The 19,317-nt window shown below is 65.9% G+C and carries 1 protein-coding gene (cut by a window edge); it reads right to left on the bottom strand.

The window, feature by feature from the left end:
* Positions 1-19,317: the 3' portion of a non-ribosomal peptide synthase/polyketide synthase gene (locus A5785_RS18205; RefSeq protein ID WP_064868212.1), read on the bottom strand. Its footprint extends 15,729 nt past the window's final position; 19,317 of the gene's 35,046 nt are visible here — the last part of the coding sequence; the start codon falls outside the window, past its right edge — the gene reads right to left on this strand; its stop codon occupies positions 1-3.

Here is a 19,317-nt window from a genome sequence, read left to right on the forward strand (position 1 = left end):
TCACGGGTACTCTCCGTTCTCTCGCGTCGTGTCGTCGGGCACATGTGTACCCAGAGCACTGTCGGGCCTCGGGCCCAGAGCACTGCGCTCGTCCTCATCACGCAGTCGGGCTTCCAACACGGGACCGATCAACGACAGTGCGTGGCGGTCGGTCATCCCCAGGTGAGGAACGTCGACGTCATGATTGTCGATGCCGCCGGTCGCGAATGGCCTCCAGGCTCGGCTGATCGATGCCGGATCCGACTTGCCCTGCAACGCGGTGAACACCGTCATCGGGCCGTCGAATATCCCGGCGTCGTGCTGCGGCGACACTTCTTCGGCGCTCGCGAAACTCTCCATCACCCGATCGATCTGCGCATCGTCGAAGAGCCCGGTGGCCGACAGCTGGGACCTGATCAGTGCGATGACGTCCTCTGGCGCTGCGGCGCCCTGTGCGGGCTCCAGGTCGAAGAGTTCTCGCCATGCTCCCAGCAATTCTGCGACATCGGGAGTCGCCGTCGATCCCTCGCCGGCGGACCCGCTGCCGCCGGCGGACGACTCGTCGTCAACGCTTGCTTCCGGTCGTGCCAAACCGACCGCGGCGTCCATCACAGCCAGGACCCCGACATGCTCCCCGGCTGCGTCCAGCTGGACGGCCATCTCGTGCGCCACGACGCCGCCCAGAGACCAGCCCAGCAGGTGGTAGGGGCCCGACGGCTGGATTCGACGAATCTCGGCAACATACCGGCGAGCCATCGACGTCACGGAGTCTGCCAGCGGTTCGTCGGCGACCACGTGCGGATCCTGAACACCGTAGATCGGACGATCGGTGAGATAGGGAGCCAATCCGCCATAGAACCAGGCAAGTCCGCCTGCGGGGTGGATACAGAACAGCGGGGCTCGCGCGCCCTGTGAACGCAATGCGATGACCACATCGCTGAGCATGCCCACGTCGCCGGGCTCGGCGTCGAGCCTGGCGGCAATGCCCCGCACGGTGGGATCGGCGAACACCCACGACAACTCGACTCGCTGAGCAGTCCGTTCCCGAAGCGCTGCCACCAGACGTGCCGCCGACAGCGAGTTCCCGCCGAGATCGAAGAAATTCTGATCCGCTCCTACACGGTCGACTCCCAGAATCCTGGCGAACACCTCGGCAACGTTGACCTCGCCGATCCCGACCGGGCTCACGAATTCCTGTGCGCTCGAGCCGAAATCGGGCACCGGAAGCCGACTCCGGTCGAGTTTCCCGGAGTTGTTCGTCGGCCACTCGTCGAGGACGACCCACGTCGTCGGGACCATGTAGTTCGGTAGTTCTCGCTCGACCTCAGAGCGGATCGACGCCGTTTCCGGTTGTGCGTCTCCATTACCGGCGAGATAGGCCACCAGATGTGCGTTACCGCGCTCGTCGTCGACGACGGTCACCATCACCTGGGTGATACCGTCGACGGCAGCGATTCTGGCCTCTATCTCGCCCGGTTCGAGGCGTTGACCACGCAACTTCATCTGATGATCGTTGCGACCCAGATACTCCAGCGATCCGTCGCGCCGCCAGCGCACGATGTCGCCGGTACGGTACATCCGCTCACCCCCGCCGAACGGGCTTGCGACATAGCGACTTGAGGTCAGTGCCGGTTGGCTTGCGTACCCCCGCGTCACCGGCCGGCCCGCGACATAGAGTTCACCCGGTACACCCACCGGGCACCGCTGCATACGTTCACCGAGTACGAGCAGACGCGAGTTCCACACGGGTTCACCGATCGGAACACTCATGCCCTCGAGCCGATCTGCCGTCACGATCGCGTCGGTGGCGTTCACCGTCGTCTCGGCCGGGCCATAGCCGTTGACCAGCTTCGCCCCACCACCGATGATGCGTCGAGCGAGATCGGGAGAAATCGCCTCGCCCCCGGTGTCCACGAGTCGCAGGCTCGACAACTGAGAGGGCGCGGCGATCTCGAAGAGCGTCGACAGCAACGCGGGAACAGCCGACACCGACGTGATCCGGTAGCGCTCGATCTGTTCGGCAAGCGCTCCGACGTCGCGGAGTGCTTCGTCGGCGACTACCAGCGCGCACCCGCCGGCCATCGGCGCGACGATGTCGTCGAGGGACCCGTCGAAGACGAAGTCCAACAACCGGAGTCGACGATGCGTGGCGTCATGCCCGACGCGTGATTGCCACCATTGCGCAAAGTTGACGAGATTGCGCTGGGTGACCACCACTCCCTTCGGCGTCCCGGTGGACCCCGAGGTGAACATGACATATGCGGCATTGTCGGGCCGCAGCGTCGACGCGCGGTCGGCGTCGATGATCGGCCCCAGATCAGTGGCTGTGGCGTCGGGCGACGGTTCGTCGAGCACGATGATGTTGTCGAATCCCGCGGCCGCGAACACATCTCGGTCCTCGGCCAAGGTCACCAGGGCGCTCGCGCCGGTCACGGTACGCATGGTCGTCAGTCGTTCGACCGGGAGGTGTGGATCAGCCGGAGAGTAGGCTCCGCCGGACAGTCCGATGGCATACACCGCGATCATCTGGTGCACGCTGTGCCGGATTCCGAGCGAGACGACCTCATCCGGCCCGACCCCCAGACCGATGAGGCGTCGAGCCAACCTACGTGCGTCAACCGCGAGGTCTGCAAAAGTCCACGTGCGTTCGGGCGTGATGATCGCAGGCTCGTCGGCAGAGGCAACGCAACGCCTGTCGATGAGCTCCGCCCAGGTCGACACCCCGGTGTCGACAACCTCTCCCGATTCGGCCGCGGTCACGGCCGACAGGTCTGCCCCCGACAACGCCGCCACGGCGCCAACCGATGTCGTGCTCAGTGCGTCGGCGTTGTCGGCGCTGAGGATCGCACGGACGATGCGCATCCATCGCCTGCCCATGCTCTCCACGGTCGGCCTGTCGAACAGATCGGTCGCGTAATGGAACACTGCGGCAGCGCCGTCGGTGCGTCCATCCGCATCGACAACATCGGCCAGCGTCAGGCCCAGGTCGTGGCGCGTGTACTCCGTTTCGGGTGCCACCGCCTCGATTTGGAGGTCTGCATCGGCACCGGCGGCGGCCTGCGTCGCCGCGCCGCGCGTCGGCCCGCCATGAACTCGGGCCCCGCCGACCGGGTCGAAGTTCTGGTAGGTGAACCCGACCTGGAACAGGGACTCGAACGCCTGTGTGCGCGTCGCGACGAGCTCATCGACCAATACCTCGAACGGAACGTCGCTGTGCGCGAACGCTTCGACGTCGACGCTCCTGACCTGCTCGACAAGGTGTGCGACGTCGTCACTGCTGCGGATGGGCGTCCGCAATACGACGTTGTTGACGAACATACCGACCATGTCGTCGAGCGCCCGGTCACCACGTCCGGCTACCGGGCTACCGATCACCACGTCCACACCGTCGTCATCTCTCGGGCTCGACTGGGCGACGAGGATCGCAAGGCTCAGGTGCCACACCATGAACGGTGTCATCCGATGGCGGCGTGCGAACCGCGTCACGGCCGCTCGCGTCGCCTCGTCGACCTCGACCGCAACGGCGTCGCCGCGTTTACTCGCGATCGGTGGCCTGGGCCTGTCCGTCGCGAGGGGCGTGACCTCGGGTGCGCTGGCGAGTACTCGCGTCCAGTAGTCGAGTTGTCGGGTGAGCAACGAGTCCTGGTCGTCGCGATTTCCGAGCACATTGCGTTGCCAGATCGCGAAATCGGCGTAATCGACGGGCAGCGCCTCGAGGATCGATTCTGCTTGTCCGCTGCGCCGTGCGGCGTACGCCGTGACGAGGTCTCGTTGCAGCGGACCAAGCGAGAACCCATCCGCCGCAATGTGGTGCAGCACGACGACGAGAGTGCACTCGCCAGGCGCGGCCTGCAGGACGGTTACCCGGATCGGTAGATCGGTCGTCACATCGAAACCGCCGCTGATGATCTCAGCACTACGTCGTGACAACTCATCGGGTGAAGCTGCAACGACATCGAACTCCAGGCGCTGCGCTGCGGCTTCCTGGTCGATGACCTGTTGCCGCACAACTTCGTCGACCTGCGGATAGACAGTCCGAAGGGTTGTATGCCGGGCGAGGACGTCGACGAATGCGGCGCGCAGTGCGTCTACATCGAGATGTCCCTTCATCTCCAGCACGAACGGAATGTTGTAGCCGGCGGAGGTCGGATCGATCTGGTTCACCAGCCACATTCGCTGCTGGGCGAACGACAGCGGAATCGTCTCGCCCCGCGCCTGCGGCACGAGCGACGATGCCTCCGCCGAACCCGGTGTCGACCCCGACCACGATGTCGGTACCACGGCGCCAAGTCCGGCGACAGTGGGGTTCTCGAACAGCACCCGCACTCCGACGTGTTCGCCCATCAGTGCCGACAACCGGCCCGCCACGCGCGTCGCCGAGAGTGAGTTACCGCCCATGTCGAAGAACGACTCGGTGACCGACACCTCGTCCGCGCCGAGCACATCCGCGAATACGGCTGCGATCGCTTCTTCCTTCTCGTCGCGCGGCGCAACGACGTCACGATCGGGTCCGAAGTCGGGTTCAGGGAGTGCGCGCCGGTCGACCTTGCCGATCGGAGTACGCGGCAGGGAGTCGAGCACTGTGACCGACGCCGGAACCATGTAGGCGGGCAGCAACGCCGACAGTGCGGTACGAATCCGCGTGGCGATGGCTCGGTCATCGCTGCCGTCGGCAGTGCTCCGCTGGAACACGTCGGGGTCGACCGTGACGTATCCGGCGAGCTGAGGGCCGTCGGGGCGCGCGACGTCGATCACACAGGCACCTGTCACACCGTCGATCCGGCTGAATGCCGCCTCGATCTCGCCCAGTTCGATCCGCAGGCCTCGGATCTTGACCTGGAAGTCGGTGCGTCCCAAGTACTCCAGAGCGGTCGACGAGGCCCAGCGAACCCGGTCGCCGGTGCGGTACATACGTGCCCCTGGAGCATCGTAGGGATTGGGCACGAAGCGTTCGGAGGTCTGCGCGGCCCGCTCGACGTATCCGCGCGCGAGACCGTTACCCGCGATGTAGAGCTCGCCCGCGACACCGATCGGGACCGGCCGCAGGTGATCGTCGAGCACCAGAGCGTGAACACCGTCGAGTGGCCCACCGATGGTGATGGGCTCACCGGCGGTCAGCGGGCCGGTGCCCGTGCAGATGATGGTGGTCTCGGTGGGCCCGTACACGTTGTGGAAGCGGGGCGCGGAGTCAGCGGCCGTCCAGCGTCCGACCTCGCCCGGCGCCAATGCCTCGCCGCCGACGAGGATGTCTCGCAACGCCAATCCCTCGGTCACCGGTACCGACGCGGCAACGCTGTTGACCATGAACGCTCCGGTGACCTGCTCACCACGCATCAGATCGCCGAGCGCGGGGCCACCGTAGACGTCGCTCGGGGCGATCACCAGGGTCCCGCCGTGCGGATAGGTTGCGAGCACTTCCATGAACGCGGCGTCGAACGCTGGTGAACTCACACCGAGCCAGCGAGTTGCGTTGTCGGCACCGAACTTCTCGCGCAGCGCGGTCGCAACGTTACCCACGCCGCGGTGGGTGACCAGCACGCCCTTGGGACGGCCGGTCGAACCGGACGTGAAGATCATGTACGCACCGTTGTCGACGTCGAGCCTCGCCCGCCGGTCGGCATCGGTGACCGGAGCCGATGAGTGGTCGCGGAGCGTGGCCGCGAGCGACTCGTCGTCTATACCAATCCATTCCGGAACGATCCAGTTCTCGCCGTCGGGTAGGCCATCGACGACATCCGGTTGCGCCAGACCGATGGTGGCGCCGCTGTCCTCGACAACCATGCGAACGCGATCGCTGGGATACCTCGGGTCGATCGGACAGAACACCGCGCCTGCCTTGGCCACTGCCCACAGCACCACCTGCAGCACCGCGGAGCGGTCGAATGCACACAGGACAACCGTTTCCGGACCGACGCCTGTGGCGATCAGTTGGCGCGCCAACGCAGAACTCGCCGAGTCGAGCTCGGCGTAGGACATGGCCGCGCCGCGGAAGGTGAGCGCATCACTACCGGGCGTCCGGGCTGCGGTGGCGGTGAACATCTCGGGCAGCGTCTGCGGCGTCAGGCCCTGGTCTCCCCACGCCCGGGCCATGCGATCGGTATCTGCCCGGTCAAGGAGTGTCACGTCGCGCACCGGGGTCGTCGGCGCCTCAGCGATCTGACGCAGAACCTGCAACACAGAGGTCGCGAGTGCGTCGACCTGGGTGTCGGTGAACGCCGAGGGCAAGTACTTCAACGTCAGGCGCATGCCCTCGGAATGCGGCGCCACCGCGAGATTGAGAGGGTAGTGAGTTGCGTCCCGCCCACTCGCCGCAGTCACCGCCAAGCCGGTCGACGCTGCCTGCGCGGCTGCCGAGGTGTCCACCGGATAGGACTCGTACACGGTCAGTGTGTCGAACAGCGTCGACTCTCCGACCGATGCCGCGATGTCGGCCAGGCCGACCTGATGGTGGTCGAGGACAGCCGTTTTCGCGTGCTGGAGTTCGACTGCGAGTGCTGCGAGAGCCTTGTCGTCGGACACCGTCACCACCACGGGCACGGTGTTGATGAACAAACCGACCATCCGCTCGACACCATCGACCTCTGCGGGTCTACCCGACACCGTTTCACCGAACACCACGGTCTGCTGATCCACCATGCGTGACAGCAGAATCGACCAGGCCACCTGGACGATCACCGACATCGTGACATCGTGTTCCCGGGCAACAGCGGTGAGCCCCGCCATGAGTTCGGCGTCGACCTCGACCACGTGATCGGTCGGCTCGGTGCTGTCGGCCGATGGGTTCGGCGCGACCAACGTCGGTCCCTCGATCGGTGCGAGAACACGTTGCCAGGCAGAGAGGGCCGCAGCGTCGTCGCTCCGCCTGAGCCATGCGAGGAACTTCTCGTATCCGGGAGCATCCGGGTCGGTCGCAGGGCGTCCGGTGTGGTAGGCGTGCAGGAGATCGGTGACGACGATCGGACCCGACCACCCATCGAGCAGGATGTGGTGGTTGGTGATGATGAGAACATGCTCGTCAATGCCGGTGCGCACGAGCAGGAAACGCATCAGACCAGGGGTCGACATGTCGAACGGAACGCGGAGCTCTCGTGTCGCCAACTCCTCCACACGGTCGTCGGCATTCCCGGCAACTCGGTCGTCGAGATGGACCTCGGTCCACGCCGGACGGACCACCGACGGCACTGCTGCGACGACCGAACCCGCGGCGGTCCGCACATATGCGCTGCGCAGGATCGCATGCGTCGCGAGCAGTTGGTCGGCCGCGGCGTGTAGTCGATCCACGTCGATCGGACCGTCGAGTTTCAGCATGGCCTGTGTCACGTACACATCCGCCGATTCCGCCGATGACGGCGTGCCTCCATCACCCTCGGCCATCAACTCGGCTTGGAAGTACAAACCGCGCTGAAGCGGTGACAACGGCCAGATCTGGCACTCGCCGTAGCGGGCGATGATTTCGTCGATTTCCCGCTGGGTGAGGTCTGAGGCGAGGAAGTCCGACGGGCTCCGACCGGGATCGCCACCGGCTGCCACGAACTCGACGAGGTCGTCGAGTATCTCGATCCAGCGGTGTGCGAGGTCGGTGACCATTGTCTCGTCGAGCACTGCCTCAGGGAAAGTGAAGCGCGCCTGCAGTTTTCGGACACCGTCTACGACATTGACCGCGGCATTCACCGACAGTTCGGCGGGTGAGACCATTCGGCCGGTGAGGGTCGGCGGCAGCTCGTATGTCTCGGGAGCAGTGCCGAATGCCGGGGCCGCCCCTGCTTCGGAACCGTCTGCTGCGGCGCTGCCGAAGTAGTTGAAATTGACCGCTGGCAGGGTGAGCTTCGACGCTGTCACCGGGGCGAACTGCTCGAGCACACCGAACGACAGCCCACGGTCGGGGGCTTGGACTCGGAACTCCTTGACCGCCTTGATTGCTCGTATGACGGCCGCACGATCTACGCCGTCGACAGGAACGTGCACCGGCGCAAGGCTGGTGAACCAGCCGACCGTGCGAGTCAGGTCTGCTCCCGGCGCCACCGACTCCTCACGACCATGGCTCTCCAGCATGATCGGCACACCGTTGTCCGATGACGCATCGCCCTCGGAGCGACGGACCGAATCGATGGCAACCGCGAGCGCACCGACCAGCACATCGTCCACGCGCGAACCGAATGCGGCGACCACATCAGCCACCAGCGACGCGGTGGTATCGGCCGCTACGTCGATGCGAACGGCACGCTCGGTGGACATCCTGTCGCGGTCACGGTCGAACAGCGCACCGAGTGCGGGGCCGTCCGCGCTGAGTTGCCTCGCCCAGAACTCCAGCGCTCGATCGGTGACCGGCAGATCGGCGAGCACATGTGCCCAACGTCGATACGAGGTGCCCTCGCCGAGGGTGTCGTTCGACGCGGGTTCACCCGCGGCGACGCGCGCCCACGCAGCGGAGAGATCACTGATCAACGGTTGCCACGACACCGCATCGACCGCGAGGTGATGTATTGCGAGCACGAGACGCCCGTCGGACTGTGCTCGCCCCGTGGCCTGCGGGCGCAGCGCCACCGCGGCCAGCATCGCTCCGCGAGCCGGATCGAGTGCGTCGAGCGCGTCACGGTGCGCACGTGTGACGGCGTCGTCGAATTCGACGGTTCCCGGCTCCGCGGCCACCTCGCGAGTGATGATCGCTCCCCGTGGATCGAACTCGAGGCCTGCGTCCCAACGGAATTCGCCCCTGTCGAAGCCGCCCGGCCCCATCGCGGTGAACCTCGATGCGAGAAGCGGATGACGTGTCACCACCGCGCCGAGAACGTCGGCGAGGTGGTCGTCGGTCACCTCCGCCGGTAGTACCAACACCACCGACTGGGAGAAGTCGGCGAAATCGGCGGGATCGTCGGCATGGTCGATGAGCCAACGCGCCATCGGTGTGAGCGTTACCTCGCCGGTCCCTCCTCCCGGCAGTTCGTCGAGGGTATCGACGATCTCCGAGGTGGCGACCGCCGCCAGGGCACGCACGGTGCGGTGCTCGAAGATGTCGCGCGGGGTGATCGTGTACCCGGCGGCACGCAGCAGAGACGACAACTGAATCGACGAGATGCTGTCGCCGCCGAGCTCGAAGAACGAGCGGGTCACCGAGATCTCGGGCTCGCCGACCACGGCCGCAACGATGTCTGCGATCGTGCGTTCGACACCATTGGCCGGGAACACAATCCCCTCGACCTCGATGCCCGGATCGGGCAGCGCGGCTCGGTCGAGTTTGCCCGTCGGTGTCAGCGGCAGTTCGTCGATCGCCACAATCGTGGCGGGAACCATGTACTCGGCGAGGCGGGCCGCGATCCGACTCCGCAGAGCGGCAACGTCAATGGAGCCGGGCTGCGTTCCGACGACGTAGGACACCAATCTCGTGGCACCGGTGGGTGATGCCACTCCGAGTGTGACCGCCTGCAGCACGGCATCGTCAGCGGTCAGCGCCGCGTCGATCTCCCCGAGTTCGACACGCTGACCGTTGATCTTCACCTGGAAGTCCGACCGCCCGATGTACTCGAGTTCGTGGTCGGCAGTCCACCGGACGAGGTCACCGGTTCGATACATGCGCTCGCCCGGCGCACCGAACGGCGCGGCGACGAATCGCGTTGCCGACAGTCCCGCGCGCGCTAGGTAGCCGCGCGCGAGACCCTCAGCACACAGATACAACTCACCGACGACACCAACCGGAACCGGGTGCAGTCGAGCGTCGAGGACGGCAGCAGAAAAGCCGTGGATCGGACGACCGATGGTCACGTCGACGGTCTCGTACCCTCGCGCATCCGCACCGGGTATCTGCCCGTTCGCCCACACCGTCGACCACACCGTGGTCTCCGAGGGGCCGTACAGGTTGAACACCGATGTCGTTGGCGCCCACCGTTGGACGAGCTCCGGTGAGCACGCCTCTCCGGCGGTCGCGAGATGGCGGAGTGACGTGGCCTGTGCGGGATCGAGTGTGGAGAGGACCGACGGAGTGATGACCATGTCGGTGACCTGTCCGCGAGTGAGGACCGCGGCGAGATCGTCGCCTCCGTAGATATCCGACGGTGAGATCACCAACGTCACTCCGAGCCCGTACGCCCAGAACATCTCGAAGAACGCCGCGTCGAAACTCGGGGATGCGACGTGCAGGATTCTGGTGTCGTCACCGCGTCCGCTGATGTGCTCCTGTTCTGCGAGCAGGTCAGCGATGCCGCGGTGCGACACTGCAACCGCCTTGGGGGTGCCGGTCGAGCCAGAGGTGTAGATCAGGTAGGCCAGCGAGTCGAGATGTACGGGCGCGTTGAGATCGTCGGCAGTCGGGAACGAGGCCGCCTCCCCGCTGTCGGAGTCGCAGTCAGCGAGCTCTGCGACGTCCACAGGCAGCCAGTCGATCGCACGGGCGTTCATCTGCGCTGCGTCGAAGACCGACTGGTCTCGGTCGACGCCGAGTCCGAGTCGGGCACCCGAATCGATGAGCATGTGGGCGATTCTGTCCGCCGGGTGGCGCGGGTCGACAGGTAGCGGGGCTCCGCCGGCCTTGATGGTCGCCCACACTGCGATCACCGACTCGATCGAACGCGAAATCCCAATGGCGACGGGAACATCCGGGCCGACGCCGTGGGCGATGAGGCGGTGCGCCAAGCGATTGGTCGCGGCGTCGAACTCGCGATAGTCCAGGACCACGTCGCCTTCGATGACGGCTGCTCTCTCCGAGGGCACCTCGCGTCCGGAAATGATCTCGCGGAGTGTCGCCGGGCCGACGCCCGGGTAACGCGGCGTGCGCATCGGCACGAGATCGGCTGCCGTGGCCTCGTCGAGGACCCCGATGTCGCCGACCGCTCGGCTGCTCTCGGACACCATTGCGGCGAGCACGCGCCGGAAGACCGCTCCACACCGTTCGATGGTCTGCTCGTCGAACAGGGCAGTCGCGTAGGTGATCTCGGCGCGAAGCGAGCGCGTACCGTCGCTTCCGGGTTCTTCGACGAACCCGAATGCGAGATCGAATTTCGTTGCGGGCGTTTCTGGCTCGAGGAAGTCGACGCGCAATCCCGACTGCCCGAGCCGGGCGTCGTCGTGCGCGGCGCCCGGTTCCACGAGGTAGTTGAAACCCACCTGGAATAGCGGGGCATACGCTGTCGAGCGATCCGGGGCCAGCGCGTCGACGAGTTGCTCGAACGGGATGTCAGCGTGAGCGAACGCTTCGAGATCGGAGTCACGTACCCGGAGGATGAGGTTGTCGACGGTCTCGTCCGGATCGACATGGGTGCGGAGAACGACCGTGTTGACGAACATGCCGACGAGATCGTCGAGTGCCGCCTGACCGCGGCCGGCGGTGGCCGAGCCGAGCGCAATATCGGTGCTGCCGGTCAATCGCTGCAGCGTCACAGCCAATGCGGCGTGTACCACCATGAACGGTGTCGCACCGTGTGCGCGAGCGAGGTCGAGAACGCCTGCCAATTCCTCGTGCTCGATCCGCATGCCGAAGGTGTTGCCCGTCGGGTCGAACACGGGCGGGCGCGCACGATCGGTCGGCAGCGCCAACACTGCCGGCAGATCGGCCAGTTGGGCGCGCCAGAACGCGAGCTGACGGGCCGACACCGAATCGACGTCGTCGACCGACCCGAGCACTCTGTGCTGCCACAGGGCGAAGTCGGCGTACTGCACGGCCAACGGCGTCCACCGCGGGGACCGGCCCAGCGAGCGTGCGCCGTAGGCCGCGATCAGGTCGTTGGCCAGAACTGGAGACGACTGCGCATCCGAGGCGATGTGGTGGGTCACCAACACCACGACGTGTTCATCGGCGCCCACCGTCGCCACCCGACAGCGGATCGGCGGCTCGTGTACGACGTCGAATCCCTCGACAGCACAGTGCATCGCTTCGTCGAGGGCGCTACCGCCGGTCCCGGACACGACCGACCAGTCGAGCCACTCGTCGACCTCGTCTGCAGAAAGGATGCGCTGATAAGGCACGCCGTTGTCGTCGGCGGGGAACACCGTGCGCAACACCTCGTGGCGGGTGATGGTGTCGACGAACGCGAGCTGAAGAGCCGAGAGGTCGAGCGGCCCCCTGATTCGAAGCGCCACCGGCACGTTGTACGCGGCAGATGTCACGTCGAACTGGTTGATGAACCACATGCGGGTTTGGGCGAAGGACAGCGGGATACGCTCCGGACGCGCTGCGGCTGTCAGCGGTTCACGCCCCGGGCCTCCGTCGAGGGCGAGCCGGGCGCTCATCTCACGTGGTGTCGGCCCCTGGAAAACCACTCGGACCGGCACGTCGATGTCGAGCGCTTCGCCGATCCGTGCACACAACCGCGTCGCCGAGAGCGAGTTGCCGCCGAGATCGAAGAACGACGACGACGTCGACACCCGTTCGACGCCGAGGACGTCGGCCATGATCGCCGCGACGGTCTCCTCGATCGAGTCCTCGGGTGCCGTGTACTCGTTGTCGAAGACGTCTGCGTCCGGCTCTGGCAGTGCCGCCTTGTCGAGCTTTCCGACCGGGGTCAGCGGGAGCTCGTCGAGCAACGTGATCGACGAAGGAATCATGTACTGCGGCAACGTTCTGGCCAGATGTGCGCGCAGGTCGGCCGGAGCGACCGGGACACCGGCAACCACGTAGGCGGCCAGCGCGGTCGCCACCGATCCGCCCACACCGAGCACCACCGCGGCATCCACAGCGGGGTGTGCCGTGAGCGTCGTCTCGACCTCTCCGAGCTCGACGCGCAGGCCGCGCAGCTTCACCTGGTCGTCGGTTCGACCCGAATACAACAGGGAGAGAACACCATCGGAATCGATGACCCAGCGCACGAGGTCGCCGGTCCGATACATCCGAGAGCCCGATTCGCCATACGGATTCGCGACGAAACGATCGGCGGTCAGGCCCGGGCGGTCGAGATATCCGCGCGAGAGACAGACGCCGGAAACGTACAGTTCGCCGACCATCCCGACAGGCACCGGATGCAACCGCGCGTCGAGCACCTGCAGTCCGACGCCGTCGAGCGGGCCGCCGAGCAGAACCGGTTCTCCGGCCCGCAGCGGCGTCGAGATGGTGATACCGATCGTCGTCTCGGTGGGCCCGTAGAGATTGTGGATCTCCACATGCGGTGCCCATGCCTCGACCAGACCGCCGGGAACGGCCTCGCCACCCGCGGCCAGCGAGCGCAGATCGGGCAGTTGTTCGGGGTCGAGTGTGGCCAGGACCGACGGCGTCAGGAAGGTATGGGTGACCCGCTGGTCGCGCATGAAGCGTTGCAACGCAGCACCACCGACAGCATCGGTCGGGCGATAGACGAGGGTCGAGCGGGTGACGATCGCCATCAAGTACTCGAGGACGGACGCGTCGAAGCTCGGCGAGGCGAACCCGAGCACGCGCGAGTCCGCGTCTGCGCCGAGGCGCGCGATCTCCTCGACGGCGAAGTTGTGCAGTCCGCGATGCGTGACCGAGACACCCTTGGGACGCCCCGTCGACCCCGAAGTGTAGATGACGTATGCGGTGTTGTCGATCGCGGTCTGCGGGCGCTCCCGTGCCCCCAGCGGAGCGGTCGGGCGCCGTCGGATATCCGCCCGGGCGGGTTCGACGTCGAGCACCATCCAGTCCACGTCATCGGCGGAAGCAGCCATATCCGTTGCGGCAACGGTGAGCCCGATGCGTGCACCGGAATCCGCGATCATGTTCGCGACGCGCTCCGGCGGATAGTCGGGATCGATGGGTACGTAGGCGGCTCCGGTCTTCGCGACCGCCGAGATCGCCGTCAGCAACTCCACCGAGCGCCCCAGCGCCAATGCCACATGGTCTTCGACGCCGATGCCGCGATCGATGAGGACGCGGGCGAGCTGGGTGGATCGCTCGTCGAGTTCGCGGTAGGTCAGTGTGGCCCCGTCACCGTCGATGACCGCCAGGTGGTCGGGTCGGGCGGCGCTTGCTGCAGCGAAGAGGTCGGCGAGCAGCGTCGGTTGGGCCGGCTCGCGGCCCCCGACCGGCGTCAACTCGTCGCGTTCGGATGGGTCGAGAAGCTCGACGTCGCCCAGCGGCGTCGAGGGCGACCGCGTCACTGCGTCGAGGAAGCGTATGCACCGTTCCATCAACGTGGCCACCGACTGCTCGTCGTAGAGGTCGGTTGCGTAGATCACCGACCCGAGCCAGTCGTCTCCGGACACGTCGACGCCGATGGTGAGGTCGACCTTGGCAGAGGTGTCCCCCGCATCGAGCGCTGTGAGTGTGAGTCCCTCCACCGACAACTGTGTCGGCTGTTCCTGCTCGACCGACAGCAGCACTTGGGTCAACGGCGCGAACGCTTCCGACCGCACCGGCGCCAGTTCGTCGACGAGGTATTCGAAAGGGACGTCAGCGTTGGCGTACGCGTCGAGATCGACGGCGCGTGCCTGATCGAGCAGCGCATCGAATCCGACGCTGGAGTCGACGTCGAGGCGCAGGACCAGTGTGTTGACGAACATACCGATGAGGTCGTCGAGCTCTGGCCGCCCACGTCCGGCGACAGGGGTGCCGACCGCCACGTCGTTGGTGGCCGCCATACGCCCGAGGACTGCGCTCAGGGCAGCATGCAGCACCATGAACGGCGTTGCTGAATGCTGTTGCGCCAGTGCGACGACACGCCGGGCGATGGTGTGGTCGATGACGAACGGGACCTGCGCACCGCCACTCGTCCGGACCGCAGGTCGCGGCCGATCGGTCGGCAACTCGAGCAGGTCGGGTAGACCCGCGAGATGCTCACCCCAGTAACGCAACTGGCGGCCGAGTGATGAGTTCTCGTCGTCGACCGCACCGAGCTGGGCACGCTGCCACAGCGCGAAATCGGCCAGCTGGATGGGCAAGGGCACCAGACCGGGGGCACGACCATCCCGGCGCGCCAGGTAGGCACCCACCACATCGCGAACGAACGGACCGACCGAGCCCCCGTCACCTGCGATGTGATGCAGGACCACCACGAGCAGGTGGTCGTCTGGGCCCCTCCGATGCAGGCGCACGCGTAGCGGCATCTCATGCGTGAGGTCGAAGCCCGCACCCGTCGCCGCTATGGCCTCGTCGTCGGAATCCACTACTGCCCAATCGAGTTCGCGATCGCTCGACTCAGCGGAGTGGATCAACTGATACGGCTCGCCCGCGGCGACGGGGAATGTGGTGCGCAGGCTCTCGTGGCGAATCACCACATCGACGAGTGCCTCGCGCAGCGCTGCGACGTCGAGTGCACCGGACAACTCCAGGACGACAGGGATGTTGTACGACGGATCACTGGTGTCGAAGCTATTGATGAACCAGATGCGTTGCTGCGCAAGCGATAATGGAATCCTGCCAGGCCGCTGCATCGGTGCCAACCCGACGGCGTCGACCGTGCCCGGCTCGACGATCGCGGCGAGTTCGCGCACCGTCGGAGACTCGAAGACGTCGCGGACCGGGACGTCGGTGTCGAACTCTATGCCAAGCCGCGCCGCGAGGCGTGCAGCTGACAACGAGTTACCACCGAGATCGAAGAAACTCTCTGTCGCCGAAGCGGTGTCCATCCCGAGCACGTCGGCCATCACCGCCGCGATACGGACCTCGATATCCGATTCAGGCGCAACGAAGGCGCCGGATTCCACAACCGGCTCTGGTAGGGCGCGCCGGTCGAGCTTTCCCGCGCTGTTCAACGGAGCGTCGTCGAGCACCACCCAGACCGTCGGGCACATGTACTCCGGCAGTTCGTCGGAGATCGCCTGCCGCACCTCGTCGAGATCGATGTCGGGGCCGGCGAGGTAGCCCACGAGATGCTCACCCCCACCTGCGACAGTGACGGTGGCCGCCGCGTGCACGACTCCGGGTGCAGCGGCCAGGACGGTCTCGATCTCACCGAGTTCGATTCGCTGGCCGCGGAGTTTGACCTGGAAGTCGGTCCGCCCCAGATACTCGAGTTGTCCGTCGGCATTCCATCGCACGAGGTCACCGGTCCGGTACAGCCGTTCCCCCGGTGCACCGAAGGGATCTGCGACGAAACGTTCCGCGGTCAGATCGGGACGGTTGGCGTAGCCGCGTGCCAATTGCACGCCACCCAGGTACAACTCGCCTGCAACGCCCGTCGGCACCTTGCGTAACCGGGCGTCGAGGACGTGGGCGCTCGAGTTCCAGACCGGCACACCGATCGGCACGCTCGAACGATCGAGATCGTCTGCGAGCACCGGCGCATAGGTGATCTCGACGGCAGCCTCGGTGGGACCGTAGAGGTTGTAGAACTCGACATCCCCGAACACGCGAAGCGCGTCACCTGCCACTGCCGGTGGCAGTGCCTCGCCCGTTGCAGAGAGCAGCCGCACCGTCGAGAGTTGCTGTGTACCAGAGCGACCGACGATCTCGAGGAACACCGCGAGCATCGAGGGCACGAAGTGGACCATTGTCGCACCGGTGGTCTCGATGAACTGCGCGAGATAACGCGGATCTGCGTGGCCACCGGGACGGGGCAGTGCCATCCGCGCACCGACCATCAAGGGCGCGAAGAGCTCGGGCACCGAGCAGTCAAAGGTGAACGGCGTCTTCTGGACCACCGTGTCGCGCGAGTCGATGGGCAATTGATGCAGACCCCAGTAGAGGCGGTTGACCACGGCTGCGTGCGTGACCGTCACACCCTTGGGTCGTCCCGTCGAACCCGACGTGAAGAACGTGTAGGCCGGGTGGTCTGCCCGGAGCGGACTGCGCCGGTCGGCATCAGAGACCGCAGGCGTCGGCTGCACCGGCGTGGTCGCGTCGACCGCCATACACCTCACCGGTGCCGACCCGACCGAGTCGGGGACGTCCGTACCGACCAGTGCGAGCTCGACCTGTGCGGTCTCGAACATGTAGAGCACCCGCTCGGCGGGCGTGGACACGTCGACGGGAACATACTGACCACCCGCTGCGAGCACGGCGTGGATGGCGACCATCATCTCAACCGAACGCGGGATACACACGGCGACAGCCACTTCCGGACCAACACCGGCATCGATGAGCCGTCGAGCGAGATCGTTGACCCGAGTGGAGAACTCCGCATAGCCAACTTCGCGCTCGTCAGTCACCAGCGCGGTCGCATCGTCACTCATGTGTTCGGCCAGCGCATCGGGCAGGGTGGCGGTCGCGATAGACGCAACATCACCCGCCTCGAGCGCGCGCTGCGCAGCACGCTCTGTGTCGGAGCGAAGATCGATATCGAGAACTGCAACAGACGGATCGTCGACGACCGCGCGCAACACGTCGAGGAACCGCTGCACCATGCTGCGAGCGGTGGCCGGCTCGAAGAGATCGGTGGCGTAGTTGAGCCACCCCCCGATCGCCGCGTCGGGGTCGTCGGTGACCGTGAGATCGAAGGTGAGATCGACCTGCGCAACGGTTCGGTCAACCGCCAGGGGCTCGACGGTGAGACCCGGCAACTCCACCGGAGTCGAGTCACGGTGATGTACCGCGAGCATGATCTGACTCAGCGGAGCGAAACTCTCTGAGCGAACCGGGTTCAGGCGTTCGACCAGATACTCGAAGGGCACGTCGGCATGTGCGAAAGCCTCGATATCGGCGTCACGTACTCGGCCGAGAACGTCGTGGAACGTGTCGTCCCCCTCGATCTCCGACCTGAGCACGAGCGTATTGACGAACATTCCGACGAGTGGATCGATCTGCTCGTCACCGCGGCCGGCGACCGGGGTACTGATGGCCTGGACCCGCTCGTCGGACAGTCGCCGGACGAACACACTCAGTGCGGCATGCAACACCATGAACGTGGTCGCACTGTGGTCGGCCGCGACCCGCCGCAGCGCGGCGGCCAGGTCTGCGGATATCTGCACCTCGGTGGTGTCTCCGTGCAGGGAGGCCACCGGTGGACGCGGCCGATCGGCCGGGAGCGTGGTCACCTCCGGAATATCGGCGAGGGTGTCGAGCCAGTACTGAACCTGCGCACCCAATGGCGACGTGGCGTCGTCGACATCGCCGAGTGCATCTCGCTGCCACAGCGCGAAATCCGCGTACTGCACCGGCAGAGGTCCGAATGCGGGCGCACGACCCGACGTTCTGGCGGCGTAAGCGGTGATCAGATCACCCAGGAACGGCCCCATCGACTCACCGTCCGCGACGATGTGATGCAGCACGACAACCAGCAGGTGCGTCGACTCGTCTTCACGTAGCAACCGCACGCGGATCGGGAGTTGCGCGGCGAGGTCGAAACCCTCGGCGATCGCGGCATCAAGCGCTGCGCGATCGGCGACCTCCGCGATGTCGATGCGCCATTGCTCTGTGAGCTCGTGGATGTCCTGGTAGGGCACGCCCTCGACCGCGGGGAAGGTGGTCCTGAGCACCTCGTGCCGATTCACCACGTCAGCGAATGCCAGGCGCAACGCCGTCACGTCCAGACCGCCGGTGATCCGGAGAGTCATCGGGACGTTGTACGCCGCAGCAGCCGCGTCGAATGAGTTGATGAACCAGATCCGTTGCTGCGCATTCGACAGCGGAATCCGCTCGGGACGCGGCATGACGCGCAGCGGGGTAATCGACGCCGATGGCCCCGCCGAATCGAGGCGTGCAACCAACTCGCGAATCGTCGGAGCCTCGAACACGGTCCGAACCGACACGTCGACACCGAGTGTCGAGGACGCCCGAGCCGCCAATCGTGTTGCCGACAGTGAGTTTCCACCCAGGTCGAAGAAGTCACCGGTCACCGACACGTTCTCGACACCGAGGACGTCTCCGAAGACGTCGGCGAGCACACACTCGACATCTGTCACCGGCGCGACATACTCGTCGACGTCGATGGTCGGTTCGGGCAGCGCTTTCCGGTCAATCTTTCCCGTGATCGTGGTGGGCAACTCGTCGAGAACCACCCACGCCGTCGGTTGCATGTACTTGACGAGCTTGTGTGCGACGTGTGCGCGCACCTCATCGAGGTCGAGCTCCGAGTCAGACGCCGGACTGATGTAGGCGACGAGGCGATCGCCTCCCCCGCCGCTTCGTACCGCAACCGCACACTCCCCCACACCGGGGGCCGCAGACATCACCGCTTCGATCTCGCCCAGTTCGATCCGCTGACCGCGAAGTTTGACCTGGAAGTCCTTGCGCCCCAGATACTGGAGCGCTCCTCCCGCCATGCGGCAGACCATGTCACCCGTGCGGTAAAGACGTTCACCCGCGTCGAACGGACTCGCGACGAACGAGGCTGCGGTGAGGCTGGGACGACGAGTGTATCCCCGCGCCAACTGGATTCCGCCGAGATACAGCTCTCCGGCCATACCCGTGGGAACCGGCCTCAATCGGTCGTCCAGGACGAACGCGTCGGTGTTCCAGACCGGTTGCCCGATCGGCGTCGACGACGTTCTGGTGACGTCGAATACAGTCACGTAGAAGGT

It is taken from the genome of Gordonia sp. 852002-50395_SCH5434458, from assembly GCF_001665905.1.
In the GTDB taxonomy this organism is placed as follows: domain Bacteria; phylum Actinomycetota; class Actinomycetes; order Mycobacteriales; family Mycobacteriaceae; genus Gordonia; species Gordonia jacobaea.